This is a genomic window from Bradyrhizobium sp. CAR08 (genome assembly GCF_052871955.1).
Window position 1 is genome coordinate 294,593 of the sequence record NZ_JBIXJX010000007.1, and the last position, 26,794, is coordinate 321,386.

Here is a 26,794-nt window from a genome sequence, read left to right on the forward strand (position 1 = left end):
TCAAGCGGTCCCGTAGGCGGCGTATTGGCCGCCGAGCGGCACGCCGCTCAGGGTCGCTTCGAGACGCCGCGACGGCTTGGTGTCGCAGGGCAGCAGCAGGAAATGGCGCGCACCGATCTCGCGCAAGCCGCCGGCAGCCATCAATTTTCGGGTTGTGCCGGCCCCGAGCAAGACGGCGTCCCGGTCGAACTCACAACGCGCGACGGCAAGACGGGTCAGCGGGTTGTACGGATTGTGCTCGATGACGCAGACGAGTCCACCGGGGCGCGTCACGCGCCGCATCTCCGCGATGAATTGCGCCCATTCCGTTGGCACGAGATGGTGCATCACGCAGACGGCCGTGACCAGATCGAAGCTGGCATCGTCGAAAGGAAAGGTGCGGCCGTCGAACTCACGGTAGTCGACCCTGCCGTTGTCAGCGCGCGCCTGCGCCAGGCTGGCCGACGAGACGTCGATGCCGCTCAAGCGGCCGACCATGCCGTGCAGCAGTGGATGAAGGCTGCCTACGCCGCAGCCGACGTCCAGCATGTCGGGCCTCTCCGTGTCGAGCCGCTGCGCGATCAGGTTGCCCAGCAGATCGGCCTTGGCGCGCATGAAGAAATGATGCGGCAAGCCGGAGAAGTCGATCGAGGATTGGACCACGTCACGGTAGTTGTCGTGATAGCCGTCGAAGAGCTCGGTCATGCGCTGTGTCACTCGTTGACGGCGTGGATCGCGGGTGCGGCTGCCGCCTCGTTGCGGTCGAAGCCAGCGCGGGTCTGCACCACGTAGAGCGGTCGACGTTTCACCTCGGCATGGATGCGGCCGACGTAAAGCCCCACGATACCCGTCATCAGCATGTTCATTCCACACAGCAGGGACATGACGACCATCGTCGAGGACCAGCCGGTCACGAGATGACTATCGTTGCTGAGCCACAACAGGATCACCCAGCCGCCATAGAGCAGTGCCAGACCTGAGACCGTCAATCCGCACCAGATTGCCAGGCGCAAGGGCAGATCGGAAAAGCCGAGCGCGGCGTTCATCGCGAGCCGCAGCATCTTGAACAGCGGATATTTGGTCTCGCCCGCTGCTCGCTCGAGGCGGTGGAAGGTGACCTCCGCCTGCCGGAAGCCGAGCCAGGCGATCATGCCGCGTACGAAGCGGTCCTGCTCCGGCATCTGCCGAAGCGCGTCGAGCACCTTGCGATCGATCAGGCGGAAGTCGCCGACGTCGGCGGGGATGCCGACCGAGGACATCCTGCCGAGAAGCCGGTAGAACAGATGCGCGGTCGCGCGCTTGAATCGGCTTTCGCCGTCGCGCGACAGGCGGCGGGCGTGGACGATGTCGTTGCCTTCCTGCCATTTTGCGATCAATTGCTCGATCACTTCGGGCGGATCCTGCAAATCGGCATCCATGACGATGATCGCTTCACCTTGCGCGGCGTCCATGCCGGCGGTGATGGCGATCTGATGCCCGAAATTTCGCGACAGGCCGATATAGCGAAAGCGCGGGTCGCGCGTGGCGAGTGCCTGTAGCACGATCGAGCTGGAATCGCTGCTGCCGTCGTCAACGAAGATCGCCTCTGCCGGCCCGTCGAGCCGGGACAAGACGAGGTCGAGCCTGCGCAGCAGCACCGGCAGCACGGCTTCCTCGTTGAACACGGGGATGACGAGGCTGTAGCGGATCGACTGGAAATTGGCCGCCATGCGAGAGAGTCCAACTCGTTGCAGGAGCGGAAGTCTATGCCGGCGGTGGTTAAGGTCGCCTTGCCACAACCATTAAGGATATGGGGCACCGCGGTGGCTTCCAAAAGGCGGGTGCAGATGGTGATGCCCGATTAACCACGCTGGGCAGCCGCGGCTTCGGCCTAGGACTTGCGGTCTAGGACTTGCGGCGGATCTTGTAGAGAACAAATCGCTCAGAGGTGTCCAGCGCTTCCAGCAGATCCGGCAGCGGGTTTGCGGCTCGCGGCCCGAGGACATAGAGATAGTCGAAGTCCTGATGCCAGGTGCGGACGAACGGCGGAACGCCTGCCGGCGGCCGGCTTGCCGCAATCGCGGTAAGCACGCCCAGCGGCACCGGCCCCCCGTAGGGAATGGCAAGACGGCGCACGTCCTCGCGTGGCCGCACGGGCTGCTTGCCCGCTTCCGTGAATAGATTGGGCACGAACGCGTTGGCATAGTGCACGGCCAGCGTAGGTGCATAGTACATCGGATATGAGGTGAGGTCGGCGAAGGGCGGGTCTCCATTGTCGTCCGTGCTGGCGACGAGGATGCGCGAGCCGCGATCGATCTTGTGGAACGACTCGACGATGGCCGCATAGTCGGTGCGGTAAGGCAGCCACACCGTGAGCACGACGGCGAGATTGATCAGTATGACGCCACTGATCGCGGCGAGCGCTGCCATTCTCCACGCCCGGCTGGGCAGCGTCAGCGAGCAGAAGGCCGGCAGGATCAGAGCCGCAGCGGGAATGACGCGCAGGTCGACGAACGAGGTTCCGAACAGCTTCGAGGGAATGACGACGTAGAGCAGCGCGAAGCCGATCGCGAGCCAGGTCCCGGCTGTTTCGAGCTTGAGGACGCCGCGTCTTGCGGCGAAGAACAGCGAGACCATCAGCGTAAGCCCGGTCGCCGCTGCGATCGTCAGATTGTAACCGTTCATGATGCGCAACGGCCAGATCGGCTTGAATCCGATGAACCAGCTCGTTCCTTCGCTTCCGATCGATCCCGCGGTCATGCGCATGATCCCAAAGAGGGCAAGCGCCGGTATGGCCAACGCGCCGAGCCGCGCGGCGGCGACCCCGTACGACCTTCGCCCATGGCGGATGCGCGAGAGCTCGTAGACGCCGAGCGTCGCGCCATAGACGCCGAGGGAGAAGAAATGTGCTGCAAACAGCGCAGCGACGAAGACCATGTTGACGACGAAACGCAGTGGCCATGGGCGCTCCGCGAGCATCAGATAGACGGCGATGCCGCAAAGAGCGAGGCCCAGTCCGAACTCGAAATTCACGAAGCCCCAGCTGAACGGCAGACAATAAAGGAAAGCGAGCGCCGCAAAGCCGGCGAGATGGACCCGTCCCTTCCGGGCCCATTCGAGCAAAAGCGCGCCTCCGACGATCAGCAATTGGCTCAGGAGCAGAAACAGGCGCGTGGCGTTCTCGACGTTGATCAGCCGCGCCATTTGCGGGACCAGCAGATCCATTCCAAGGTTGGGATAGAATGCCCAGGCCACTTCGTAATACGGATTGGCATTGGGAGTGCCGTTCTGGCTCAGAATGTACATCCGGGCGAGATGATTGGGATAGTCGACCATCGCGGGGATAGGGGTCAGCAGCACCGGAAGAAACGACAGGGCCGCCAGGACAGCAAGAACGCTGATCGGCGTCGATCGGTCCGAGCCAAGACGAGCCCAGATTGTCGAGGTCGGCTTGTCGGAAGGAATCATGTCATAGGGCCGCTAGAGTTTGAGCTTACGCTCTACGACAGCGCAACCGCGCGACACAACGCCAATAATGCGAACTTCGCGAAAATCAAACTGGGGTCGCCGCCGCATCGGAAGGAGGAGCCTATCATCCGGCGCGCTGCACGCGGATTCGTGCTGATGCGATTGCGGCGCGCCGGCTATGCCGGCTACTTCATCGCCGCGCTGATCGAGTTGAATTTGCTGCTCAGGAGTGCGCTGCCCGTGTTGTTCACGGCCGTGATGATCGCGAACGCGATGCCGGTGGCGATCAGACAATACTCGATGGCGGTGGCACCATTTTCGTCGGCAAGAAATGACTTGAGCAAAGTCATCGTCAACTCCTGTTCATCCGTCCAACCTAGGCCGGTGCCGTTTTCGGAATGGTAAATTGATTCACTAAGTTTTCGTGAGCGCGCCAAAACGCAGGGCGGATGGTCCTCACCTGCCGTTTGATATGGTGACATCGATTGACTTAAGGTTTCGTCACCCAATTCGGACGCATTTGGCGATGTCGTCATCCCGTCTCAGGACGAGATCTGGCGTTCCGGTGCGGCCTTGCTGGAGCGTTTCAGCACTATCGCCAGACGTCCGACCAGATAGCTGACCACGGACGGCTGCGCTCGCGCGGAGCTGCCGGCCAGGCTTTCTTCCTCGGCCGCGTCGTTGACGATGCCGATGTAATTCTTTCTGGCGTCCTGCTGCTTCACGAGCCTGCAACCCCGAGTTCAATCGAGGGGCGACGATGCTGCGCTGAGCGGGAAGCGTCGGTTAATTTTGTCTTCCGTAGGATTACGTGCCCTCCGGCCGCAGGCAGACGCTGAAAGCGCGGCTTGACTTAACGGATTGTTGAGCCTGTTCTCGAGCGGGGCGCCCGGCTCACTCGCGCCGACCGTCCGCATTCAGCGCCCGCAACACCGCGATGCGGGCGAACATCATCCAGCCGCCGCCGGTCTCGGCCGCGTTGATCAGGGTTTCGATCGCGGTCTGCCAGTGGCTCGCATCCTGCGTATCCTCGGGCAGTCGCATGATGTGATCGGCAGCTTCTTGCAGCGTCCGCAGCTTGCGCCCGCCACGTAACGAGATGGGTTCGTCGAACGCGGTCGACCAGGGCATGTCAGGTCGGCCGATCGACGAGGGGCAGCATCACGGCGTCGGCGCTGTGCGATGCCGCTAGCCGGCCTTCTTCGCCCGGGCCGGCGCGCGCACCGGCTTGTCCGCCTTTTTGGGAGCGGCTTTCGCAGCAGTGTCCTTGCCGCCCTTGCCGGTGATCGGCAGCAGCATCTCACGCTGGCCTTCGACGCGCTTCTTCGGCTTCTTGCCCTTGACGGCGTCCTTGGTCACGTCCTTGGCCACCTTCGCCGCGGGGCCTGCGTCCTTCTCGTTCGCGATGCTCTTCTTCAGCGCGTCCATGAGGTTGATAACGTTGCCGCTGGTCTTGGGCGCGGCCTTTGCTGCGATGGGCGCGCCGCTGCGCTTCTTGTTGATGAGGTCGATCAGTGCGGTCTCGTAATGGTCCTCGAACAGCTCAGGCTCGAACGCGCCGGACTTCTTCTCGACGATGTGCTTTGCAAGGTCGAGCATGTCCTTGGTCAGCTTCACGTCCTGGATGTCGTCGAAATAGTCCTTCTCGCCGCGCACCTCGTAGGGGTAGCGCAGCAGCGTCCCCATCAGGCCGCTCCCGAGCGGCTCCAGCGCGATGATGTGCTCGCGGTTGGTCAGCACCACGCGGCCGATCGCGACCTTGTCCATGCTCCGGATCGTCTCGCGGATCACCGCAAATGCGTCGTGGCCGACCTTGCCGTCGGGCACGAGATAGTAGGGGCGGATCAGATAGCGGCTGTCGATGTCGGTCTTCGGTACGAACTCGTCGATCTCGATCGTGTGGGTGGACTCCAGCGCGATGTCGTCGAGCTCGTCCTTGGTGACCTCGATATAGGTGTCGGTGTCGACCTTGTAGCCCTTGACGATGTCCTCCGAAGTCACCTCGTCACCGGTCTCGGCGTCGACCTTGAGGTACTTGATCCGGTGGCCGGTCTTGCGGTTTATCTGGTTGAACGAGACTTTCTCGGTATCCGAAGTGGCCGGATAGAGCGCGACCGGGCAGGTCACGAGCGACAAACGCAGAAAACCCTTCCAATTGGCGCGGGGGGCCATGGGCTACTCCAAACGCAACGGGGACAGAAGACGAAGATACCATCGGGGAACACCGAATCATAGCAAGGCGGATCGCTGAATCTTGCAACTGCGTTAATCGGCCGCCCGGCGCGCGGTTGCAGCCCGATCCGGCTGCAAAAACCGGAACATCATATCCGATCATGCGTTGCCACTGGACATTCGCCGCGAGGAGTCGCGGCCATCCGATGCGACGGCCAGAAATTGAGGTCACCATGGCAACCACGCGAGACCAACGTCAGATCGTGGAAACTCCGACGGAGGCGCGCCAGGGCGAGCCTGGGCCGTCGGTGGCGGCGCTGCTCGCCATATCAACCGGGCTCGCGATCCTGATCCTCGCGGTCATCTGGTTCGTGTTCTTCCGGACCTGATCGGCAGATCGACCGGACGGTTTGCACCTTCCGACTCGCCGCGTAACGCGGCACATTGCGCCCGCCATGCCGTCGGTTCGTCCGGTGGCATGGCGGGCGCAGTGCGTTGACTGCGAACTGGTCGGATATGACCAAAAAGTAACGCGGCCGGTTCCCCGGTGTTCATATTCAGTTCACGCCGGAATTGCTCATCTGTGCAGGTGTTCATGCGGCCTAATTCTGGAGAGAAGCGTGCGCCTGCTCGTCGTTGAGGACGACCCCGATCTCAATCGCCAGCTTACCAAGGCGCTGACCGACGCCGGCTATGTCGTCGATCGCGCCTTTGACGGGGAGGAGGGGCATTTTCTCGGTGACAACGAGCCCTACGATGCCGTGGTGCTCGACATCGGCCTGCCGAAGAAGGACGGCATCTCGGTGCTGGAGGCCTGGCGGCGCAACGGCCGCACCATGCCGGTCCTGATCCTCACCGCGCGCGACCGCTGGAGCGACAAGGTCCAGGGCTTCGATGCCGGTGCCGACGACTATGTCGCAAAGCCGTTCCACCTGGAGGAGGTGCTGGCGCGGATCCGCGCGCTGCTGCGCCGCTCCACCGGCCACGCGCAGAGCGAGCTGACCTGCGGCCCCGTCACGCTCGACACCAGGACCGGCCGGGTCAGCGTGTCGGGTAATCCCATCAAGATGACGTCGCACGAATATCGGCTTCTGGCCTACTTGATGCACCATTCGGGGCGCGTCGTGTCCCGTACCGAGCTGGTCGAGCATCTCTACGACCAGGACTTCGACCGCGACTCCAACACGATCGAGGTCTTCGTCGGCCGCATCCGCAAGAAGCTCGACGTCGACATCATCCAGACTGTCCGTGGCCTCGGCTATCTCCTGACCCCGCCGGCCCCCGGCGCTTGAAGCGCGGTGTCTCGAACTATCTCGTCTAGACGTATCTTGGCTTGACGGGCGGCGCAGCAGGGGCCTTGTTCGGGTCATGAGTTCCGACGCCATGCCACCCCGCGCCTCCGGGATCATTCCGATGCCCGCCAGCTCGCTTGCGAACCGCCTGTTTCTGTCGGCGACCGCGTGGCTCGTCGTGATCCTGGCCATCACCGGCGTGGTGCTGTCGTCGGTCTACAAGAACGCCACCGAGCGCGCCTTCGACCGCCGGCTCAATCTCTATCTCCGCACGCTGATCGCCGAGGTCGCCACCCCCGACGAGCCGCCGGACCGCCAGTTCCAGTCGCTCGGCGAGCCCTTGTTCGAATTGCCGTTGTCCGGCTGGTACTGGCAGATCACGCGGACCGACACCGAAAAGCCGGAGGTGCGCTCCTCGCGCTCGCTCTGGGACAAGAAGCTGCCAAAGCTTGAAGAGCAGGGCACCGAGCTCACAGCCGCGGGCATCCGGATCGCTTATGTCGACGGTCCAGAGGGACAGAACCTGCGCATGGTGGAGCGGCCGGTCGATCTCGGCGCGGACGGCAAATTTCTCGTCAGTGTCGCCGGTGACGACACCGAGATTTTCGACGAGACGCGCAGTTTCGATTACTACCTCGGCGGCACCTTCACCGCGCTCGGTATCGTGTTGCTGCTGACCACCGTGTTTCAGGTCCGCTTCGGTCTCGCGCCGCTCAAGCGCATCTCCGAATCCATCGCCGACATCCGGTCCGGGCGGGCGGAGCGGCTCGAGGGCGAGTTCCCGGTCGAGATCGCACCGCTGGCGCGCGAGACCAACGCGCTGATCGACGCCAATCGCGAGATCGTGGAGCGCGCGCGCACCCATGTCGGCAATCTCGCCCACGCCATCAAGACACCGCTCTCGGTCATCCTGAACGAGGCCGGCGCGCATGCCACCGATCCGTTCGCGGCCAAGGTGATGGAGCAGGCCGACGTGATGCGCGACCAGGTCGCCCATCATCTCGAGCGCGCGCGCATCGCGGCGCGGGTCTCGGTCGTTGCGACGGTGACGGAGGTGGCACCGGCCATCGAGGCACTGCGGCGGACCATGGAGAAGATCCACCGCGGCCGCGGCATCGTGGTCGAGGCCGAGGCCGATCCGTCGGCGAAATTTCGCGGCGAGCGGCAGGATCTGGAGGAGATGGTCGGCAACCTCGTCGACAACGCCTGCAAATGGGCGGCGTCGCGGGTCTTCATCGAAGTTCTGGCGGAAGCGCCGCAGCAGGCGAGCATCGGTCCGCGGCTGCATATCATCGTCGACGATGACGGCCGCGGCCTGTCGGAGGCCGAGCGCACCCAGGTCTCACGGCGCGGCCAGCGGCTCGACGAGTCCAAGCCCGGATCGGGCCTGGGACTGTCGATCGTGACCGAGCTCGCTGCGCTCTATGGCGGCAGCCTCTCCCTCGGCCGCGCACCGACGGGGGGCCTGCGGGCGGAGCTGGTCCTCCCCGGAATATAATCCCTTGTTCCGACGCGACTATTTGGCTTGCGGCACCCCGATCCGGACGAAACCAGGGGTATTCGGAGCGACTTCCTAAACGGCTTCTTAAGTGGCCCCACCTATGATCGAGGAGGACGGATCCCACGTCCGCCATTTACCGTTCATTACCCGGGCGCATGAGCCAGACATCGATCGAGCGGCTGAGGGACTATCTCGCGCAGCTCCCGCCGCAGGCGCAGGCGCTGCTGATGCGAGAGTTCGAGCGTGCGCTCGAGCGCGGCCAGGACACGGCCGTGGCAACCCTCGTGCTCGATCAGTTGCGCAAGATTGTCCGCAAGACGGAAGCCGACGAGGCCGCACCGCCGCGTACGGACGATCTGTCGCGGCTGCTGTTCCAGGTGCTGGAACCATTCCTCGTCGAAGCAGGCGCTCCGATCCGGGTCGGGCAGGTCCGCCGCTCCTCGCTGGCTCCGATCTGGCAATGGCTCGGCCGCGACGGTGCTCCGGACAAGCTGAAGGAACTCGAGGCGGCGCTGGCGCGCACGCCGGCCGACAGCGCAGGCCAGGTCGAAGCGCTGACCTCGAAGCTCCAGGCGGTCGCTGCGGATGCCATCTTCGAGCTGACGGGGCCGGGCGGGGGCGACAAGTCGCGTGCGCTCGCCCGCGTTGGCCCGCCCAACGTGATCGAGGACTTCTATTCGAGCGGGGCGGTGCTCGCGGTCCGCGACGCCATTGCCACCTTGAACGAGAAGCTGCCGCGCTCTTTGCGCGCCTTCGGCGATGCCCAGATCGCATCGGTGACTGCAGCGCTCAACATTCCCGTCCTCCAGACCCCGCAGATGCTGCCCTTCGCGCTCTCCATCGTCGTGCAGCGGATGACCGCGCCGTGGCAGATCATCCGCCTCGCCATCAAGATTGCCGCATCCGACGACGAGATCCGTGTTGCGGCAACGCCCTATGGCGTCGCCGTCACGATCGCGCTGCATGATCTGTCCTGCGTGGCGGCCATCCTGCGCATGGACATCAAGCGCGGCCATTTCGACAATGTCGCCGCCAATCTCAAGACGCTGCACGACGGCGTGCGAGGCCTGCGTACCGAGCTCGACCTGCGCAACGATTCCGCCTGGGGCAAGCAGTTGACCTCGATCCGGGCCGACATCTCTAACGCGCTGCAATCCGAGATCGACAGTGTTCCCGGCCGCGTCCGCCGCATCCTGCGCCAGCGCGCCGAGAAGGACATTCCGCCGGGCGCGCGGATCGACAGCACCGAGGTCGAGGAAACCGTCGCGCTGATCGATTTCGTCGCCACCTGCCGCAATTATGCGAGCGAGCTTGCGATCAACGAGGTGACACTGCGCACCTATTCCGACCTCCAGCAATATGTCGAGCGTTCGACTGAGCAGCTGGTGCAGTCGCTGCGCGGCGCCGATCACAAGGTCCGCACCTATCGGCAGCAGCAGGTGCAGGCCGCGATCCGCTTCTGCCAGGTGCTGTTCGGCGATGATTATGCCTCGCTGATGAGCCGCGCCGCGGAGAACGCGGCCACGGGCGAGCGCAAATCGTCGCGCGCTAGCTGATCTAGGCGTATATTTCAGTAGTCACAATTTCAGGTTGACGGTGTCGGTGGCTGGCCCTACGGTCGCCGTGCAGGTTTTTTATATTTCTATCTGTGGGCGCATGAAATCCGTTATCAGTTCCATCGAAATCGAGAATCGCGTCGTTGTTGCCAAATATCAAAGGCTGATGGTCGGCGCGAAGGTGGTGCTGGTCGAGAAGGCAAGCGGTCGGCAGCTTCCTGAGACCGTCACCAGGGTTGCATCACCCGTTCCCGTCGGGGCGTTGCGCATCAGATTGCCCGACGCTATCGAGCCGGGAACATATTTCCTGAAGGCCTTCAACGGGCATGGCGAGGACGCCGCTCAAAGCGCGGACTTCGAGATCGGCTAAGCCGTTGGATTTTCACCATTTCGGGACTGTGCGCGGTCGCGCCGAATTGACAATTGTCAATTGCCGCATCGTCCGGCCGTGGTGTAAAGCGACCTGTGGGCGCGGCTTGCGCGCTGCCGGAAGCTTGCCAGATGATGCTATGGTTCGTGTTCGCGCTGATGACGGTCGCGGCGATCTTCGCCGTGCTTTTGCCGCTCGGCCGTAGCGGACGCGCGCAAAATCAGGGCAGCGAGGTCGCGGTCTACAAGGACCAACTCGCCGAGATCGAGCGTGATCTTGCCGCAGGGCTGATCGCCGCGCCCGAAGCCGAGGCCGCGCGCGTCGAGGTCAGCCGCAGGCTGCTTGCCGCGGCCGGCAGCGAGCCCGCAACGGCACCGAAATCCAGCCTCAAATGGCGCCGCGCGGCGGCCGTGCTGGCGCTTGCCGGCCTGCCGCTGGTTGCGATTGGTGTCTATGTGCCGCTCGGCTCGCCCAGGCTTCAGGACTTTCCACTGGCGCAGCGGGAGCGCGGATCCGGGTCCGGCATGGCGCAGTCGCTCGAGAATCTGGTCGTACAGGTCGAGCAACATCTGGAAAAGAATCCGACCGACGGGCGCGGCTGGAACGTGATCGCGCCCGTGCTGGAACGGCTCGGTCGCTTCGACGACGCCGTGCGCGCCTATCGCAACTCGCTCACCTACAATGGCGAGAGCGCGGAGCGCCGGTCCGATCTCGGCGAAGCGATCTCGGCCGCCGCCGGCGGCGTCGTGACCGCCGAAGCCAAGACCGAGTTCGAGCGCGCGCGCGCGCTCAGCGCCGACGACCCCAAGGCGAACTATTTTCTCGGTCTCGCCGCCGAGCAGGACGGCCGCAAGGCCGATGCCGCCAATATCTGGCGCGCGCTGCTGGCGAAAGCGCCGGCGGATGCGCCGTGGCGACCTCTGGTGCAGACCTCGCTCGCGCGGGTCGGTGGCGGTGGCGCGACGATGCCGGCGCTGTCGGATGAGACCCTCGCAGCTTCCAAGGACATGAAAGAGGTCGATCGCAACGCGATGGTTCGCGGCATGGTCGAACGGCTCGCCACGCGCCTCAAGCAGAACGGCGACGACGTCGAGGGTTGGCTGCGCCTGGTGCGCGCCTATCTCGTCATGGGTGATCGCGACAAGGCGGTGGGGGCATCGACCGATGCCCGCCAGGCGGTTGCCAACGATGCAGCACGGTTGCGCCAGCTTGATGAAGGCCTCAAGACACTCGGGCTCGACGGATGATGATGTCAGGACGAGACGGGCAGGGAATGGATACGCCATGACGCGCAAGCAGCGACGTATGACCATCATCGGCGGCTCGCTTGCCGTGCTCGCCCTCGCGGCCGCGCTGGTGCTCAACGCTCTGCGCGATTCCATCGTGTTCTTCTCGACGCCGACCATGGTCGCCGAGAAGCACGTTGCGCCCGGCAAGCGGTTTCGCCTCGGCGGCCTGGTGCAGCCCGGCTCGCTCCAGCGCGGCGACAATCTCGCTGTGACCTTCGAGGTCGCCGACGGCGGCGCAAAGCTTCCGGTCGCCTTCAAGGGCATTTTGCCCGATCTGTTCCGCGAAGGGCAGGGCGTCGTCGCCGAAGGCGCGCTCGATGCTGACGGCGTGTTCAAGGCCGACACCGTGCTCGCCAAGCACGACGAGACCTACATGCCAAAGGACGTCGCCGATGCCCTGAAGAAGCAGGGGCACTGGAAGGATGATTACGGCGCCAAAGCTTCCGACGGCGTCAAGCCCGCGGCCACGACCGCGCAGGGCAATCCGCAGGGAGCAGTTCGGTGATCGCGGAGTCAGGACATTACGCGCTGGTGCTGGCGCTCGGACTGGCACTGATCCAGTCCATCGTGCCCCTGATCGGCGCGCGGCTGCGCGATGACGCGCTGATGAATGTGGCGCGCTCCACTGCGCTGGCGCAGCTTCTGTTCGTCGGTGCGTCGTTCATCGCGCTTGTGATGCTGCACGTGGAGTCGGACTTCTCCGTCGTCAACGTCTACGAGAATTCCCACTCCATGAAGCCGCTGCTCTACAAGATCACTGGCGTGTGGGGAAACCATGAAGGCTCGATGCTCTTGTGGGTGTCGATCCTCGCGCTGTTCGGCGGATTGGTCGCGGCCTTCGGCAACAATCTGCCGCTGTCGCTGCGCGCGCACGTGCTGGCCGTACAGGCGTGGATCGCCAGCGCCTTCTATCTCTTCATCCTGGTGACCTCCAACCCGTTCCTGCGCATCACCAACCCGCCGATCGAGGGACGCGATCTCAATCCGGTGCTTCAGGACATCGGTCTCGCCGTGCATCCGCCGATGCTCTATCTCGGCTATGTCGGCTTCTCAATTTCGTTTTCCTTCGCGATCGCGGCGTTGCTGGAGGGGCGGATCGATGCCGCCTGGGCGCGTTGGGTGCGGCCGTGGACGCTGGTCGCCTGGATCTTCCTGACGCTCGGTATCGCCATGGGCTCGTACTGGGCCTATTACGAACTGGGTTGGGGCGGCTGGTGGTTCTGGGACCCGGTCGAGAACGCCTCGCTGATGCCTTGGCTTGCCGGCACCGCGCAGCTTCATTCGGCTCTGGTGATGGAGAAGCGCAACGCGCTGAAGGTCTGGACCATCCTCTTGTCGATCTTGACCTTCTCGCTATCGCTGCTTGGGACCTTCCTGGTGCGCTCGGGGGTCATCACCTCGGTGCATGCCTTCGCGACCGATCCAACCCGCGGGGTGTTCATTCTCCTGATTCTCTGCCTGTTCATCGGGGGCAGCCTGTCGCTGTTCGCGGGGCGCGCGACGTCGTTGAAGCAGGGCGGCCTGTTTGCACCGATCTCGCGCGAGGGTGCGCTGGTGCTGAACAATCTGCTGCTCACTGTGGCCTGCGCGGTGGTGCTGTTCGGCACGCTCTATCCGCTGGCGATGGAGATGCTCGCCGATTTCAAGATGTCGGTCGGCGCGCCGTTCTACAATCTCACCTTCGCTCCGCTGTTCACGCTATTGCTGCTCGCCGTGCCGTTCGGGCCGATGCTGGCGTGGAAACGCGGCGATCTGCTAGGCGTCACCCAACGCCTGCTGGCGGCCGGCGTTGCCGGGCTTATCGCCGTCGCGATGGTCTGGGGCTGGGTGCGCGGCGGCAGCGCGCTCGCGCCATTGGCAATCGGACTTGGCGTCTTCGTCATTGCCGGCGCCGTCACGGATCTGGCCGAACGAACCGGCTTGTTCCGGCTGCCGTTCGCGACGACGCTGCATCGTGCCCGCGGTCTGCCGCGCTCGGCCTGGGGCTCGGTATTTGCGCATGCCGGCCTCGGCGTTGCGCTGATCGGAATCGTCTGCGAGACCACCTGGAACAGCGAATATATCGCGACGATGAAGCAGAACGACGTCGCCCATGTCGCCGGCTATGACGTCAAGCTGGACGGCCTGTTTCAGCGCCAGGGACCGAACTTCCACGAGATGATCGCCGAATTCAACGTCAGCCACGACGGCGAGATGCTCAGCGTGATGACGCCGTCCAAGCGCAGCTTCACCACCCGCGGCTCCTCGACCACCGAGGCCGCGCTGCTGACGCGCGGCGCCAGCCAGCTCTACATCTCGCTCGGCGACGCCACTGCCGAAGGCGCCATTGCCGTGCGCATCTATCACAAGCCGCTGGTGCTGCTGATCTGGTGGGGACCGGTGCTGATGGCGTTCGGCGGCGTGCTATCGCTGTCGGACCGGCGCCTGCGAGTCGGCGCGCCGAAACCGGCGCGTGCCAAGCAGCGCCTGCAGCCGGCGGAGTGATCTGATGCGCCGAATGATGGTCGCGTTCATCGCGCTGATGCTGCTGGCCTTGCCTGCGGCGCATGCCGTGCAGCCGGACGAGATCATGTCGGATCCGGTGAAGGAGTCGCGTGCACGCGATCTGTCGCGTGAGCTGCGCTGCATGGTCTGCCAGAACCAGTCGATCGACGATTCCGATGCGCCGCTGGCGCGCGATTTGCGGCTCCTGGTGCGCGAGCGTATCGCGGCCGGCGACAGCAATTCGCAAGTGCTCGATTTCCTGGTCGCGCGCTACGGCGAGTTCGTGCTGCTCAAGCCGCGCTTCGAGCGCCAGAACATGCTGCTGTGGCTGCTCGCGCCGTTGCTGCTGATTGGCGGCAGCCTGGCGCTATGGCTGCAAATCCGCCGGCGCGCGCGAAATGGTGCAGACCTACCGGCTCCGCCGCTCACGCCCGACGAGGAAGCGCGGCTCGCCGCATTGATGGCGGATGAAGCCAAATCCAGCTAGCTACGTTGCTGCGCGCATCAAGCCGGCACTGCGCGGGGGTTCCTGGAACTTGGTTAAGTTCCTGCAGGTTCACTAGTTTTGGCCGCGATAAACTGCCGCATCCGCATGTCCGGTTCATTACAAAAGTTTAACCCCGCCGCCAGCGCACGGTAAGGCGACAGCCCCCATCTTCAGGTTCGTAAGGTGCCGCCGTCAGGCGCCAAATGGATTTCAAGGCCCTGGAGATCTCTGCATGACCGACCGTTCCGACCTCTCGAACCTTCCGTCCTACCGGCAGCCCCGCCGGCCCGTTTTCTCGGCCCGCAAGATCGCGCTGATGGCCTCGGTCGTCGCCGGCCTCGGCGCCGCCGTCTACGGCTTCGGCACGTCAACCTCGCCCGCCGACCTGTTCTCGACCCCGGCGCTTGCGCAGGTCAACAACGAGGTCCGCAAGGTCGAACGCCCGATCGGTTTCGCCGACATTGTCGAGCGCGTGAAGCCGTCGGTGATCTCGGTGAAGGTCAACATGAAGGAGAAGACCGCGAGCAACGACGACGGCGATGATTCCTCCTCGCCGTTCCAGCCGGGCTCGCCGATGGAGCGGTTCTTCCGCCGCTTCGGCGGTCCGGATGGCGTCCCGGGCCTGAAGGGTGGTGGCGGTCGTGGCCGCGTCGTGCAGGGCCAGGGCTCCGGCTTCTTCATCTCGGCTGATGGCTTTGCCGTGACCAACAACCACGTGGTCGACGGCGCCGACAAGGTCGAGGTGACCACCGACGACGGCAAGACCTACACCGCCAAGGTGATCGGTACCGACCAGCGCACCGACCTTGCCTTGATCAAGGTCGAGGGCAGCTCGAACTTCCCGTTCGCGAAGCTTGCCGACGGCAAGCCGCGGATCGGCGACTGGGTGCTCGCGGTGGGCAACCCGTTCGGCCTCGGCGGCACCGTGACTGCCGGCATCGTTTCGGCCAGCGGCCGCGACATCGGCAACGGCCCCTACGACGATTTCATCCAGATCGACGCCCCCGTGAACAAGGGCAATTCCGGCGGTCCCGCGTTCGACACCAATGGTGAGGTGATGGGCGTCAACACCGCGATCTACTCGCCTTCCGGCGGCAGCGTCGGCATCGCGTTCTCGATCCCCGCCAGCACCGTGAAGAGCGTGGTGGCGCAGCTCAAGGACAAGGGCTCGGTCAGCCGCGGCTGGATCGGCGTGCAGATCCAGCCGGTGACACCCGACATCGCAGACAGCCTCGGCATGAAGAAGGCCGAAGGTGCGCTGGTTGCGGAGCCGCAGGCGAATGGTCCGGCGGCCAAGGCCGGCATCGAGTCCGGTGACGTGATCACGTCGGTCAACGGCGAATCGGTCAAGGACGCGCGCGAGCTCGCCCGCACCATTGGCGGCCTGGCGCCCGGCGCGACCGTGAAGCTCAACGTGCTGCACAAGGGCCAGGACAAGGTGGTGAACCTCACCCTCGGCCAGCTGCCGAACACGATCGAAGCCAAGGCCGACATCGACAAGGACAGCGGCAAGGGCGCGAGCCGCGGCACCGACGTGCCCAAGCTCGGCATGACCGTCGCGCCCGCCGATTCCGTGGCCGGCGCCGGCAAGGAAGGCGTCGTGGTCACCGAAGTCGATCCGAAGAGCGCCGCAGCCGAACGCGGCTTCAAGGAAGGTGACGTGATTCTCGAAGTCGGCGGCAAGAGCGTGAGCACCGCCGGCGAAGTTCGCGACGCCATCAACACGGCGCGGACTGACAACAAGAACAGCGTCCTGATGCGGGTGAAGAGCGGCGGTCAGTCGCGCTTCGTCGCCGTGCCCATCGCGAAGGGCTAACCAAGGGCTCGGCCTCAGGAGGCCTCCGAGATGAAGGGTGTCGCCGGCATCAGTCGCCCCCGCCGACGGCGCCCTTCGGGGGAGCAGCGCAACGTTTGCTTCCCCTATCTACCTTCCGGTGGAATACGCCCCCCTCCGTCGGAAGGCCTAGGGCGGTGAAGTCCCCCCAGCTTCACCGCCCGCCTTTTTCTCGATGCCAGAGTCTCTCACTCGGCTTGCATGCGATTGCCGCTCGCGCCATGTTTAGAGAAGGTTCACTCCCTTGACCGTTGCCGAACGCACGATGCGCCTCCTCATCATCGAAGACGACCGCGAATCCGCCGACTACCTCGTGAAGGCTTTTCGTGAGGTTGGGCACATTGCCGACCACGCCGCCGACGGCGAGGAAGGCCTTGCCATGGCCGAGAACGGCGATTACGACGTGCTGGTGGTCGACCGCATGCTGCCCAAGCGCGACGGCCTGTCGGTGATCGGCGCGCTCCGCGACAAGGACGATTCGACGCCAGTGCTGATTCTCTCCGCGCTCGGCCAGGTCGACGACCGCATCAAGGGCCTGCGCGCTGGCGGCGACGATTATCTGCCGAAACCCTATTCCTTCGCCGAGCTGTTGGCCCGGGTCGAGGTGCTGTCGCGCCGCCGCGGCGGTCCGGCCGAGGACACGCTGTACCGCGTCGGCGATCTCGAGCTCGACCGGCTCTCCCATCGCGTCGCGCGCGGCAAGGACGAGCTGACGCTCCAGCCGCGCGAATTCCGCCTGCTCGAATACCTCATGAAGCATGCGGGCCAGGTGGTGACCCGCACCATGCTGCTGGAGAACGTCTGGGACTATCATTTCGATCCGCAGACCAACGTCATCGACGTGCACATTTCGCGGCTGCGCTCCAAGATCGACAAGGGTTTTGAGCGGCCGCTGCTGCACACGATCCGCGGCGCGGGATACATGATCCGTGACGGCATTCGGTAAACTCGTCCGCACCACGGCATTCCGGCTGACGCTGGTCTATTTGCTGTTGTTCGCGATGTTCGCGGCCTCGCTGCTGGCCTATTTCGCCTGGAATACGCGGCGGCTGATCACCGAGGAGATCACGCAGACAGTCAATGCCGAGACCTCGGAGATCAGCGAGATCTACGGCCGCCGCGGCTTGCGCGCTCTCGTGCTCGCGATCGAGTACCGGGCGCTGCGTCCGGGTGCCAACCTCTATCTCGTGACGACGCCGACCGGGCAGGCGATCGCCGGTAATGTCGGCTCGCTGGCGCCCGGCGTGATGGCGAAGCGCGGCTGGTCCGAGACCGCCTACCGGCGTATCGAGGACGCCGACGATCGCGACCACCTTGCGCTCGTCCGCGTCACCGAACTGGAAAACGGCTTCCGGCTTCTGATCGGACGCGATCTGGCCGAGCGGCGACGGCTGTTCGGCATCGTGGCGAAGGCCGCGCAATGGTCGATCCTGATCGTCGTTGTGCTCGGCCTGGGCGGCGGCATCTTTGTGGCGCGCAGGGTTTTGAGGCGCATCGATGCGATGAGCGGCACCGCCCATCGGATCATGACTGGCGATCTCAGCGAACGCCTGCCGGTAGGGCGCAGCGGCGACGAGCTCGACCGTCTCGCCGAAAATCTCAACGCCATGCTGGAGCGGATCGAGGCGCTGATGGCGGGGCTGAAGGAGGTCTCCGACAACATCGCCCACGATCTCAAGACGCCGCTGACGCGCCTGCGCAACCGCGCCGAGGAGGCGCTGGCGAAATCCGGCGGCGAGGCCGATTACCGCGCCGCGCTGGAGCGGACCATCGAGGAATCCGACGGGCTGATCCGTACCTTCAACGCGCTTCTGATGATCGCGCGCGCCGAGTCCGGGCAGGCGCGCGGCAACATGGATGATTTCGACGCGGCCGATGTCGCCAACGGCATTCACGAACTCTACGAGCCGCTGGCCGAAGACGACGGCATGACTTTGAAGGTCAGGTGCGAGCCGACGCCGGTTCACGCCAACCGCGAGTTGATCAGCCAAGCCCTCGCCAATCTTGTCGAGAATGCGATCAAATACGGCAAGCCGGTCGCGCAATCCGCGGGAACCGTGGTCAGCATGGAGGGCAGGCAGATCACGATCGAATCGAGGCGCGAGGGCGATCAGGTGCTGCTCAGCGTCACCGATCGCGGTCCCGGAATCCCCGAAGGCGACCGCAAGCATGTGGTGGAACGATTCGTGCGGCTGGAAGCGAGCCGCACGCTGCCTGGATCCGGCCTCGGTCTCAGTCTCGCCTCCGCGGTCGCGACATTGCATGGCGGTGAGTTAAGGTTGGGTGACGCCCAGCCCGGTCTTGTCGCCACGCTGGTGCTGCCGGCGCGCGCGGGCGACAGGGTTGCTCCGCCAATGCCGGATGTGCCACAGAAGGTGGCATGAACCACTCCGCGCCGGGAAACGCGGACAAGCATGGTGAGAGACTTGCCGCACGCTTCGCGGAGGCTCCCCATATTGCCGCTTCCGTCACCGACCAAGGACGTTTTGAAAGCTGGCTGGCCGAGCTCGAGCCAGCGCAATTCACCCGTCTTGAAACGCTGCTGGCTCATCCCTTCGCGCGGGACACGCTGGCTGGCATCGCGGAATTTTCGCTTTATCTGTTCGAACTGGTGCGCGCTGATCCGCAGCGCCTGATCCGGCTGCTGGAATGCGATCCGGATGCGCATCTCGCCACGCTGATCGCGGAGGCGAACGGCGCCGTGCTCGCGGCATCCGATGAAGCCGAGGTGATGCGGCTGCTTCGCCGCATGAAGGCGGAGGCCGCGCTCCTGATCGCATTGTGCGACATCGGCGGGGTCTGGCCGGTGATGCGGGTGACCGCAGCGCTCACCAATGTCGCGGTGTCCTCGGTGCGGGCGGCGCTTCAGTACCTCCTGCGGCAGGAAGCCGCACGCGGCAAGCTCTCGCCGCCCAATCCCGAGGCGCCGGAGGAGGGCTGCGGGCTGATCGTGCTTGCGATGGGCAAGATGGGCGCAGGCGAGCTGAACTATTCCAGCGACATCGATCTCATCGTGTTCTTCGATCCCGACAATACGACGCTCGCCGCCGATATCGAACCCCAGCCGTTCTTCGTGAGGGTGACGCAGGGGATGGCGCGCATTCTCCAGCAGCGCACTTATGACGGCTACGTCTTCCGCGTCGATCTGCGCCTGCGTCCCGATCCATCCTCGACGCAGGTGGCGATTTCGCGCGACGCCGCGCTGAACTATTACGAGCGGGAAGGGCGTACCTGGGAGCGCGCCGCGATGATCAAGGCGCGAGCCTGCGCCGGCGATCCCAGGGCGGGCGCGGCGCTGCTCGCGGAGATCGCGCCCTTCGTCTGGCGCAAGCATCTCGACTTTGCCGCGCTTGCCGACGTTCACGACATGAAGCGGCAGATGCAGACCTATCGCGGCCAGAGCGAGGTTGCGGTCGAAGGGCATAACGTGAAGGTCGGGCGCGGCGGAATCCGCGAGATCGAGTTCTTCGCCCAGACCCAGCAATTGATCGCCGGGGGGCGACATCCCGAACTGCGTGTGCGGCCGACGCTCGCCGCGCTCGGCGTGCTTGCTTCCAGCAACTGGATCACGGTTTCGGCGCGTGACGAGCTGACCACGGCCTACCAATTCCTGCGCCGGGTCGAGCATCGCCTCCAGATGATCGCAGACGAGCAGACCCACACGCTGCCCGAGGACAAGGAGGCGGTCGAGCGTTTCGCCTGGTTCTTCGGCTATCCGGATCGCGAGGCCTTTGCCCGCGACCTTCTGCGGCAGCTCGAGATCGTCCAGGGCCACTACGAAAAACTGTTCGAAGGCGACGATCCGACCGGCACGGCCAAGCTGCCGGCGCTCGACTACAGTGCGGGTCCCGACGATCCGCGGCTGCTTCAGTATCTGGCCACGCTCGGCTTCAAGAAGCCTGCCGCCGTCGCGCAGACCGTGCGTGACTGGATCACCGGCGAGTACCGCGTGTTCCGCGTCGAAGCGACGCGCAACGCATTCGTCGAATTCGTGCCGGCTCTCATCGACGGTCTCGCTCATGCCGAGGAGCCGGATCGGGCCGTCGTGGCGTTCGACCATTTCCTTGGAGCGCTTCAGCGCGGCGGCCGGCTGATCACGCTGCTCGGGCAGAACCGCGATCTCGTCGCACTGGTCGCCCTGGTGCTGGGCGCGGCGCCCCGACTCGGCGAGATGCTGGCGCGGCAGCCGCAGCTCATGGACGGCCTGATCGATCCGCGCTTCTTCGGTGCCATGCCCGACAGGCAGGAATTGTCGGGGCGGCTTGCGAGCACGGTGCAGGATGCCGGCTCTTACGAAGAGTTCCTCGACCGCCTGCGCCTGTTCGGGCAGGAGAGCCTGTTCCTGATCGGCACGCGCATTCTCTCGGGCACGGTCTCGGCGCAGCAAGCGAGCACGGCCTTTGCTGACGTCGCCGAGGGCATCGTCCATACCGTGCATGGCCTCGTCGCCGACCGCTTCGCCGCCCAGCATGGCCGGATCAAGGGGCAGGAGACCGCGATCATCGCGATGGGCCGGCTCGGCAGCCGCGAGATGACCGCGTCGTCCGATCTCGACCTGATCCTGCTTTACGATTTCGACGGCGACAGTCCGGACTCCGACGGTGCGAAGTCGCTGCAAGGTGCACATTACTTCGCGCGTTTCACCCAACGCCTGATCAGCGCGTTCACGACGCGCACCAATTACGGAGTGCTCTACGAGATCGACATGCGGCTGCGCCCCTCGGGGCGTGCCGGCCCTGTGGCCTCGAGCCTCGTCTCGTTCGCGGACTACCAGGCCAACGAGGCCTGGACCTGGGAGCACATGGCGCTGACGCGCGCGCGCGTCGTGTCCGCTTCGCCCGAATTCCGGGAACGGATCGAGCGCGTCATCCGCGATGTCCTGACCCGCCGCCGCGATCCCGGAATCATCGCCAACGATGTTGCCGACATGCGGCGCGCGATCGCCCAGGAGAAGGGCGAGGCCGATTGCTGGGATCTCAAATATGCCGCCGGCGGCATGGTCGACATCGATTTCATCGCGCAATATCTCCAGCTCGTGCATGCGCACGAGAAGCCGGAGATTCTCGACGCCGGCACCATGCAGGTGCTGGAAAATGCATGTAGGCTTGGCGTGCTCGCGCAATCGGAGACCGAGATATTGCGGGCCGCGGCGCGGCTGTATCACGACCTGACGCAGATCCTGCGGCTCTGCGTCAGCGACCGGTTCAAGCCGGAGACCGCCGGCACCGACCTTCTGCGCGTGATGGCACGCGCCGGCGATGCGCCGCATTTCTCCTCGCTGGAGGCGCGCGTGAAGGAGACGCAGAGCGAGGTGCGCCGTGTCTTCAGGGCGCTGCTGGAAGGGACGTCGTCGTCGGCTTCAGCGAGGTGAGCGCCTCCCGCACGTTCGGCTCCAAGCCCGCGCCGCGGGCGTCGCGGCGACGCGCTGGATGCAGCGCTAGGCATTCGTGGCGGTTTTTGCGTGTCGCAAGGGGTAGGGCATGCTAGCTTGCATGCCACCATACGATCCGAGGGAACGAACGGTTGCTCGACAAGCTTGAACTATTGCTGGCGCTGGCGAAGGAACGGCATTTCGGCCGGGCCGCCGAAATGTGCGGCGTGACGCAACCGACGATGTCGACCGGGCTGAAGCAGCTCGAGGAGATCCTCGGCGTGATGTTGGTCCAGCGCGGCTCCCGCTTCCAGGGTTTTACGCCGGAAGGCGAGCGGGCGCTGGATTGGGCGCGGCGGATCGTGGGCGATGCCCGCGCGATGCGTGACGAGATCAACGGGCTGAAGCATCAGCTCTCCGGCGAGATCCGAATTGCGGCAATCCCGACCGTGCTCGGTATGGTCGCTGCGCTGACGACGCCGTTCCGCGCCAGGCATCCCGAGGTGCGTTTCCGCATCCAGTCCACCACCTCATCCGAGGTGCTGGGGTTGCTCGAGAATCTCGAGGTGGATGCAGGCCTGACCTATATCGAGAACGAGCCGATCGGCAAGGTGCGCACCATTCCGCTCTACAGCGAGAGCTATCGTCTGCTCACCGCGCCGGATGGAATGTTCGGTGATCGCGAGACGGTGACGTGGCGGGAGGTCGGACAGGTGCCGCTGTGCCTGCTGACGCCCGACATGCAGAACCGCCGCATCATCGACCGCGCGTTACGTTCGGTCGGCGCCGAGGCGACGCCGACCTTGACCTCGAATTCGCTGCTGGTGCTGTTCACGCATGTGAAGACGGGGCGCTGGGCCAGCGTGATGCCGGCCAAGCTCGCCGAGACGCTCGGCCTGTCCGATACGGTGCGCTCGATCCCGATCATCGATCCCGATGTCAATTACAGCATCGGCATGGTGATCCCGCAGCGTGATCCGATGACGCCGCTGATCGCGGCGCTGGTCAATGTCGCGCGAGAAGTCGCGCCGTCGCTGCAATCGTAGAATTCAGGCCGCGGCCGATATTCCGGACGCCGACTTGATCGCGTTGCGGGGCAGGGTGACGCGCACGACGGTGCCGACCTCGAGTTTGGAGCGCAGCCGCATCGAGCCGCCATGAAGCTGCGCCAGCGAGCGGGCGATCGCCAACCCCAGTCCCGAGCCGTGATAGGTCTTGGTGAGCTGGCTCTCGACTTGCTCGAAGGGGCGGCCGAGCCGCGCCAGCGAATGCGGCGCGATGCCGATGCCGGTGTCGGCGATCATCAGCACGATCCTGTCGTCGAGCTGCCGGCTGCGCACCACGATGCGTCCGCCGTCGGGCGTGAACTTCACGGCGTTGGAGAGCAAATTGACGATGATCTGCTTGGTGGCGCGACGGTCGGCGACGACGGAGATGGACTTTGCGATGTCGGCGTCGAGCGTCAGGTGCTTGTCCTGCGCGCGGCCGGTGACGACCCGCAGGGATTCCGCCAGCGTCTGCGCCAGGTCGAGCTCTTCCATGTCGAGCTTCATGCGGCCGGCCTCGATCTTGGACATGTCGAGGATGTCGTTGATGACTTCGAGCAGGTAATGCCCGCTGGTCAGGATGTCGTGGCAGTATTCCTGGTACTTCTCCGAGCCGAGCTCGCCGAACATGCCCGAGCCCATGATTTCGGAAAAGCCGATGATCGCGTTCAGCGGCGTGCGCAGCTCGTGGCTCATATTGGCGAGGAATTTCGACTTGGTCTGGTTGGCTTCCTCGGCGCGGGTCTTCTCGCGCTGGTATTTCTCGGCGAGATCGGCGAGTTCGCCCGCCTGGCGCTCCAGGGCTGCCTGCGAGCGCTTAAGGTCGATGACGGTGGCGCGCAGGCGTAGATCGTTGTCGACCAGCTTCTGCTCGTGCTCCTTGATGCGGGTGATGTCGGTGCCGACCGAGACGTAGCCGCCGTCCTTGGTGCGGCGCTCGCTGATGTGCAGCCAGCTGCCGTCGTCGAGCTGCGCCTCGAAGGTCCGCGCGCCGGGGCCCTGGCTCGCAGTCTCGTTGTGCCGGGTGCGAACCTCCGGCATGCGGCCGACCTCCAGCACGGTCTCGTAGGAGGTGCCGGGGATGACGGCGCTGTCGGGCAGCTTGTGCAGGCGCTGGAAGTGCGAATTGCAGAGCACCAGGCGGTCGCTGGCGTCCCACAGGACGAAGGCTTCGGGAATGGTCTCGATCGCGTCGCGCAGGCGCAAATCGGCTTCCACGGTCCGCTCGGCGAGGCTCTTCTGCTCGGTGATGTCGACCGCGATCCCGATCAGGTGAACGCTGGAATCGGTCGCGCCGCTGGTCTTCTCGCAGCGGACGCGGAGCCAGATCCAGTGGCCGTCGACATGCTGCATGCGGAAGGTCTGGTCGATGTGGTCGATCTTCTCGGAGATGAGCTGGTCGGCGATCTCGAACAGGTCGATGTCGTCGGACTTCACCAGCGCGTTGACCTCGCCGAAGGTGAGGAGCTCGTTGCGGCCGTCGAGGCCGAGCATTGAAAACATTGACTGCGACCAGAAGATGCGGCCGCGCGACAGGTCCCAGTCCCACAGCCCGCAGCGGCCGCGGTTGAGCGCGGTGTCGATCCGGCCGCGCACGGCGTCGTTGATCAGGTCGCCCTCGCGGGCACGGGTGGACTGCCAGTGGAAGGCGAAGCCGAGGATCAGGACCACGAAGCCGGTGGTGGCCGACAGCGTCACCGATAGCGCGGCGTCCGAGCCCCAGATCGGCTCGTTGCGCTCCTGGATCACGGTCACGAAGCCGGGCAACGATTTGATCTGCCGCGCGGTCGCCATTGCGGCGTTGCCGTTCGGCAGCGTCATGTCGGAGATGTTGTCGTCGCGCGGCGGTGCCGCCAGCAGTTGCGCCGTCGTGATTGCGTCGAGCAGGCGGTCGTTGCCCGAGGGATCGCTGTCGATCGGGATGCGAGCGAGGATGCGGCGGTCGATTCCAGCCGAGGTGACGATGACGTGGCGGCCCGAGGCGGTGCCCCAGATTGGGATGAGGTCGGGCAGCAACGCCGGGAGGCTCTCGATGTTCTTCAGCCGCTCCTGTCGCCCGGAGGTGAGGCGGTCGATACGCTCGGCGAGCAGGTCGGCGAGCGCCGAGATGTCGTGGCGGATCACCAGCCGCTTCTGGCGCGTCTGGTCGACGACCTGCACGAACGCGCCGAGGCAGATCGTGATCAGGAATGCGATGATGAGCGTCGGCACGGCGCGGCGTAGCGCAGGCTCCGCGATCAGGAGCCGATGATAGGCAGGTTTCGCGATCGATTGCGCCAATCCTTTGATCGAATCGGATTGGACGCACGCGTTCGCGGCGTCTGCACGCGACATGCCTAAAGCCCCCTGGAAACCTGCTTGCAACTTGAGTTCGGAAGCAGCCCCACATCGCTTCCGAATCATGCTCGATTTGAATCCAGATTTCGCGGGCTGTCGAGAGTCAACGAATCGTTAACGCGAATTTATTCTTATCCAACGCGCAGTTTGTGCGTCGTGCGTCCGCAAACTTACGTGCGCGGCGAGTCCGAAACGAGAACGTGTGACTCCTCGCACATTCTCTGTCACGCACGCGGCGGTTCGGCGTGACTGATGACGCGCTTCACGCTCGGGAACGCGCGCCGCAACGCGCGCTCGATCGCATCGACATGCTCGTGCACCCTGATGACGCTCATCGACGGCTCGGCGCGGCAGTGGAAATTCACGATCTCGCCGGCGTCGGTGTTGCGGACGCGAACATTATGGATGTCGTGGATCTCGCCGCTGGCGGCATATTCCGTCAAGGCTGCGGCGATGGCCCGCACCCGTTCCGGTTCGGCATCGACCCCGAACGGCAGTTCCGGTTCCAGCGGCTCGATGTGGACGTCGACCTCGACATCTGCGCCGAACTCTTCCTGGATGTTGCGTTCCAGCGTGTTGGCGACGTCATGGGCGGCGTAGAGCTGCATCCCCCCGTCGACCTCGAGGTCGATGCTGACGATCAGCTTGGCGCCGAGATCGTGCACGGTGACGTGGTGGATGGCGAGGCCCGAATTGTGGGCGATGACCATGATGCGGTCGCGCACGGTCTCGTTGTCGCGCGCCACGGGGACTGCGGTGAAGGTGAGGTCGGTATCGCCGAAGGCCGTCTCGACGGCTGCTTGCGCGTTGCGCTTGATGTCCTCGACCCGGTCGATGGGGTAGGTCCGCGGCACCTTTGCGATCGTGTCGATAAACGTGGTGGCACCGACCATGCGCACGCGGAGCCGCTCGATGTCGATCACGCCCGGCACGCTGCGGATCGCGGCCGTGGCCGTCTCATGCGCGCCTTCCGGAGCGCGGTCCACCAGCGTCTGCACGGTCGAGCCGGCCATGCGCAGGCCGAGCAGGGCGATCATCACGGCCACTGCGGCGGCGGCAGCCGCGTCGCCCCACCAGAAGCCGAGGCCGGCGAGGATCAGGCCCACGATCACGGCGAACGAGCCCATCACGTCGGAGGCGAAATGCAGCGCATCGGCGGCGAGCGCCTGGCTCCTGGTCTCCCGTGCGGCACGGTGCAGGGCACGGGCGCGCCAGAAATTGACGGCGATGTCGATCACCAGCACGACGAAAGGGACGGCGGAGATCGTCGGCGGCGCAACTCCCTCTCGGAGATGGCTGTAGGACTGGACCAGGATTCCACCGGCGAGCACGTAGAGCAGGGCGGTGACGCCCAGTGCCGAGACACTTTCGAGCTTGCCGTGGCCGTAATGATGCTCTTCGTCCGCCGGCTTGTCGGACACCCGCACCACCGCCCAGGTGATGATGGTGGCGACCAGGTCGATCGACGAATGCAGCGCCTCGGAGATTAGCGCCAGCGAGCCGATCGCGATCCCGACCGCGAACTTGGCCGCCGCCATGCCGCCGCTGGCGAATATCGAGATCGCTGCGACTGAGGTCTTGTTGTGTTGGGAGCTCATGGCGGGGATTTAGCAGGCCGCGGGTGAACAT

At 64.9% G+C, this 26,794-nt stretch carries 23 protein-coding genes; 14 read left to right on the forward strand and 9 right to left on the reverse strand.

Features of this window, described 5'->3' with window-relative positions:
* The 7 genes from ACIPUD_RS17290 to ku form a co-directional block, all read right to left on the reverse strand.
* A complete protein-coding gene (locus tag ACIPUD_RS17290) occupies positions 1–684 on the reverse strand; it encodes a class I SAM-dependent methyltransferase (protein WP_018458546.1) in 684 nt (227 codons plus the stop codon).
* Positions 685–692: 8 nt separating this feature from the next.
* On the reverse strand, positions 693–1,688 hold the full coding sequence (locus ACIPUD_RS17295; RefSeq protein WP_018458547.1) for a glycosyltransferase family 2 protein: 996 nt from the start codon (positions 1,686–1,688) through the stop codon (positions 693–695).
* A gap of 175 nt (positions 1,689–1,863) precedes the next feature.
* Positions 1,864–3,426: a hypothetical protein gene (locus ACIPUD_RS17300; RefSeq protein ID WP_446481212.1), complete on the reverse strand. Its 1,563-nt coding sequence runs from the start codon at positions 3,424–3,426 to the stop codon at positions 1,864–1,866.
* Between the two features lie 185 nt (positions 3,427–3,611).
* Positions 3,612–3,776, reverse strand: coding sequence for a Flp family type IVb pilin (locus tag ACIPUD_RS17305; protein WP_018458549.1), 165 nt, complete (start codon positions 3,774–3,776; stop codon positions 3,612–3,614).
* 192 nt (positions 3,777–3,968) lie between these two features.
* Positions 3,969–4,151 (reverse strand): hypothetical protein, encoded by a 183-nt coding sequence (locus ACIPUD_RS17310; protein WP_018458550.1) that lies wholly within the window; start codon positions 4,149–4,151, stop codon positions 3,969–3,971.
* 169 nt (positions 4,152–4,320) lie between these two features.
* Complete coding sequence (locus ACIPUD_RS17315; RefSeq protein ID WP_018458551.1) at positions 4,321–4,557, reverse strand: hypothetical protein; 237 nt, start codon at positions 4,555–4,557, stop codon at positions 4,321–4,323.
* A 57-nt stretch (positions 4,558–4,614) separates the two neighbouring features.
* Positions 4,615–5,598 carry a non-homologous end joining protein Ku gene (gene ku / locus ACIPUD_RS17320; RefSeq protein WP_018458552.1) on the reverse strand — a complete coding sequence of 328 codons (984 nt, stop codon included), beginning with the start codon at positions 5,596–5,598 and terminating at the stop codon, positions 4,615–4,617.
* 233 nt (positions 5,599–5,831) lie between these two features.
* Here ku and ACIPUD_RS17325 point away from each other — a divergent pair, with 233 nt between their 5' ends.
* The 14 genes from ACIPUD_RS17325 (at position 5,832) to ACIPUD_RS17390 (ending at position 22,828) form a co-directional block, all read left to right on the forward strand.
* Complete coding sequence (locus ACIPUD_RS17325; RefSeq protein WP_007593402.1) at positions 5,832–5,987, forward strand: hypothetical protein; 156 nt, start codon at positions 5,832–5,834, stop codon at positions 5,985–5,987.
* A gap of 231 nt (positions 5,988–6,218) precedes the next feature.
* Positions 6,219–6,890 (forward strand): response regulator transcription factor, encoded by a 672-nt coding sequence (locus ACIPUD_RS17330; protein ID WP_018458554.1) that lies wholly within the window; start codon positions 6,219–6,221, stop codon positions 6,888–6,890.
* Positions 6,891–7,011: 121 nt separating this feature from the next.
* The gene (locus ACIPUD_RS17335; RefSeq protein WP_446481213.1) at positions 7,012–8,388 is read left to right on the forward strand and encodes an ATP-binding protein; all 1,377 of its coding nucleotides are present in this window, start codon (positions 7,012–7,014) and stop codon (positions 8,386–8,388) included.
* A gap of 158 nt (positions 8,389–8,546) precedes the next feature.
* Entirely contained in the window at positions 8,547–9,947 is a 1,401-nt protein-coding gene (locus ACIPUD_RS17340) for a hypothetical protein (RefSeq protein ID WP_018458556.1), read from the forward strand.
* A gap of 100 nt (positions 9,948–10,047) precedes the next feature.
* Complete coding sequence (locus ACIPUD_RS17345; protein WP_007593394.1) at positions 10,048–10,317, forward strand: hypothetical protein; 270 nt, start codon at positions 10,048–10,050, stop codon at positions 10,315–10,317.
* A 131-nt stretch (positions 10,318–10,448) separates the two neighbouring features.
* Complete coding sequence (gene ccmI / locus ACIPUD_RS17350; protein WP_026233608.1) at positions 10,449–11,564, forward strand: c-type cytochrome biogenesis protein CcmI; 1,116 nt, start codon at positions 10,449–10,451, stop codon at positions 11,562–11,564.
* 37 nt (positions 11,565–11,601) lie between these two features.
* Entirely contained in the window at positions 11,602–12,111 is a 510-nt protein-coding gene (gene ccmE / locus ACIPUD_RS17355; protein WP_026233609.1) for a cytochrome c maturation protein CcmE, read from the forward strand.
* Positions 12,108–14,090: a heme lyase CcmF/NrfE family subunit gene (locus ACIPUD_RS17360; RefSeq protein WP_446481214.1), complete on the forward strand. Its 1,983-nt coding sequence runs from the start codon at positions 12,108–12,110 to the stop codon at positions 14,088–14,090. The genes ccmE and ACIPUD_RS17360 overlap by 4 nt, the downstream gene beginning before the upstream one ends.
* 4 nt (positions 14,091–14,094) lie before the next feature.
* Positions 14,095–14,577: a cytochrome c-type biogenesis protein gene (locus ACIPUD_RS17365; protein WP_026233610.1), complete on the forward strand. Its 483-nt coding sequence runs from the start codon at positions 14,095–14,097 to the stop codon at positions 14,575–14,577.
* 232 nt (positions 14,578–14,809) lie between these two features.
* Positions 14,810–16,393 carry a Do family serine endopeptidase gene (locus ACIPUD_RS17370; protein ID WP_018458561.1) on the forward strand — a complete coding sequence of 528 codons (1,584 nt, stop codon included), beginning with the start codon at positions 14,810–14,812 and terminating at the stop codon, positions 16,391–16,393.
* A gap of 283 nt (positions 16,394–16,676) precedes the next feature.
* Positions 16,677–17,357: a response regulator transcription factor gene (locus ACIPUD_RS17375; protein ID WP_035969420.1), complete on the forward strand. Its 681-nt coding sequence runs from the start codon at positions 16,677–16,679 to the stop codon at positions 17,355–17,357.
* On the forward strand, positions 17,341–18,795 hold the full coding sequence (locus ACIPUD_RS17380) for a sensor histidine kinase (RefSeq protein WP_247394488.1): 1,455 nt from the start codon (positions 17,341–17,343) through the stop codon (positions 18,793–18,795). The genes ACIPUD_RS17375 and ACIPUD_RS17380 overlap by 17 nt, the downstream gene beginning before the upstream one ends.
* Complete coding sequence (locus tag ACIPUD_RS17385; protein WP_354264352.1) at positions 18,792–21,782, forward strand: bifunctional [glutamine synthetase] adenylyltransferase/[glutamine synthetase]-adenylyl-L-tyrosine phosphorylase; 2,991 nt, start codon at positions 18,792–18,794, stop codon at positions 21,780–21,782. Before ACIPUD_RS17380 ends, ACIPUD_RS17385 begins: the two co-directional genes overlap by 4 nt.
* A 152-nt stretch (positions 21,783–21,934) precedes the next feature.
* Positions 21,935–22,828, forward strand: a complete 894-nt coding sequence (locus ACIPUD_RS17390; RefSeq protein ID WP_018458564.1) for a LysR family transcriptional regulator — start codon at positions 21,935–21,937, stop codon at positions 22,826–22,828.
* A gap of 3 nt (positions 22,829–22,831) precedes the next feature.
* Here the strand turns inward: ACIPUD_RS17390 and ACIPUD_RS17395 are convergent, their stop codons facing one another.
* Together ACIPUD_RS17395 and ACIPUD_RS17400 are read right to left on the reverse strand one after the other, a co-directional pair.
* Positions 22,832–25,162: a PAS domain-containing sensor histidine kinase gene (locus tag ACIPUD_RS17395; protein ID WP_446481215.1), complete on the reverse strand. Its 2,331-nt coding sequence runs from the start codon at positions 25,160–25,162 to the stop codon at positions 22,832–22,834.
* Positions 25,163–25,389: 227 nt separating this feature from the next.
* Positions 25,390–26,763 (reverse strand): cation-efflux pump, encoded by a 1,374-nt coding sequence (locus ACIPUD_RS17400; RefSeq protein WP_204510717.1) that lies wholly within the window; start codon positions 26,761–26,763, stop codon positions 25,390–25,392.
* Between the last annotated feature and the right edge of the window lie 31 nt (positions 26,764–26,794).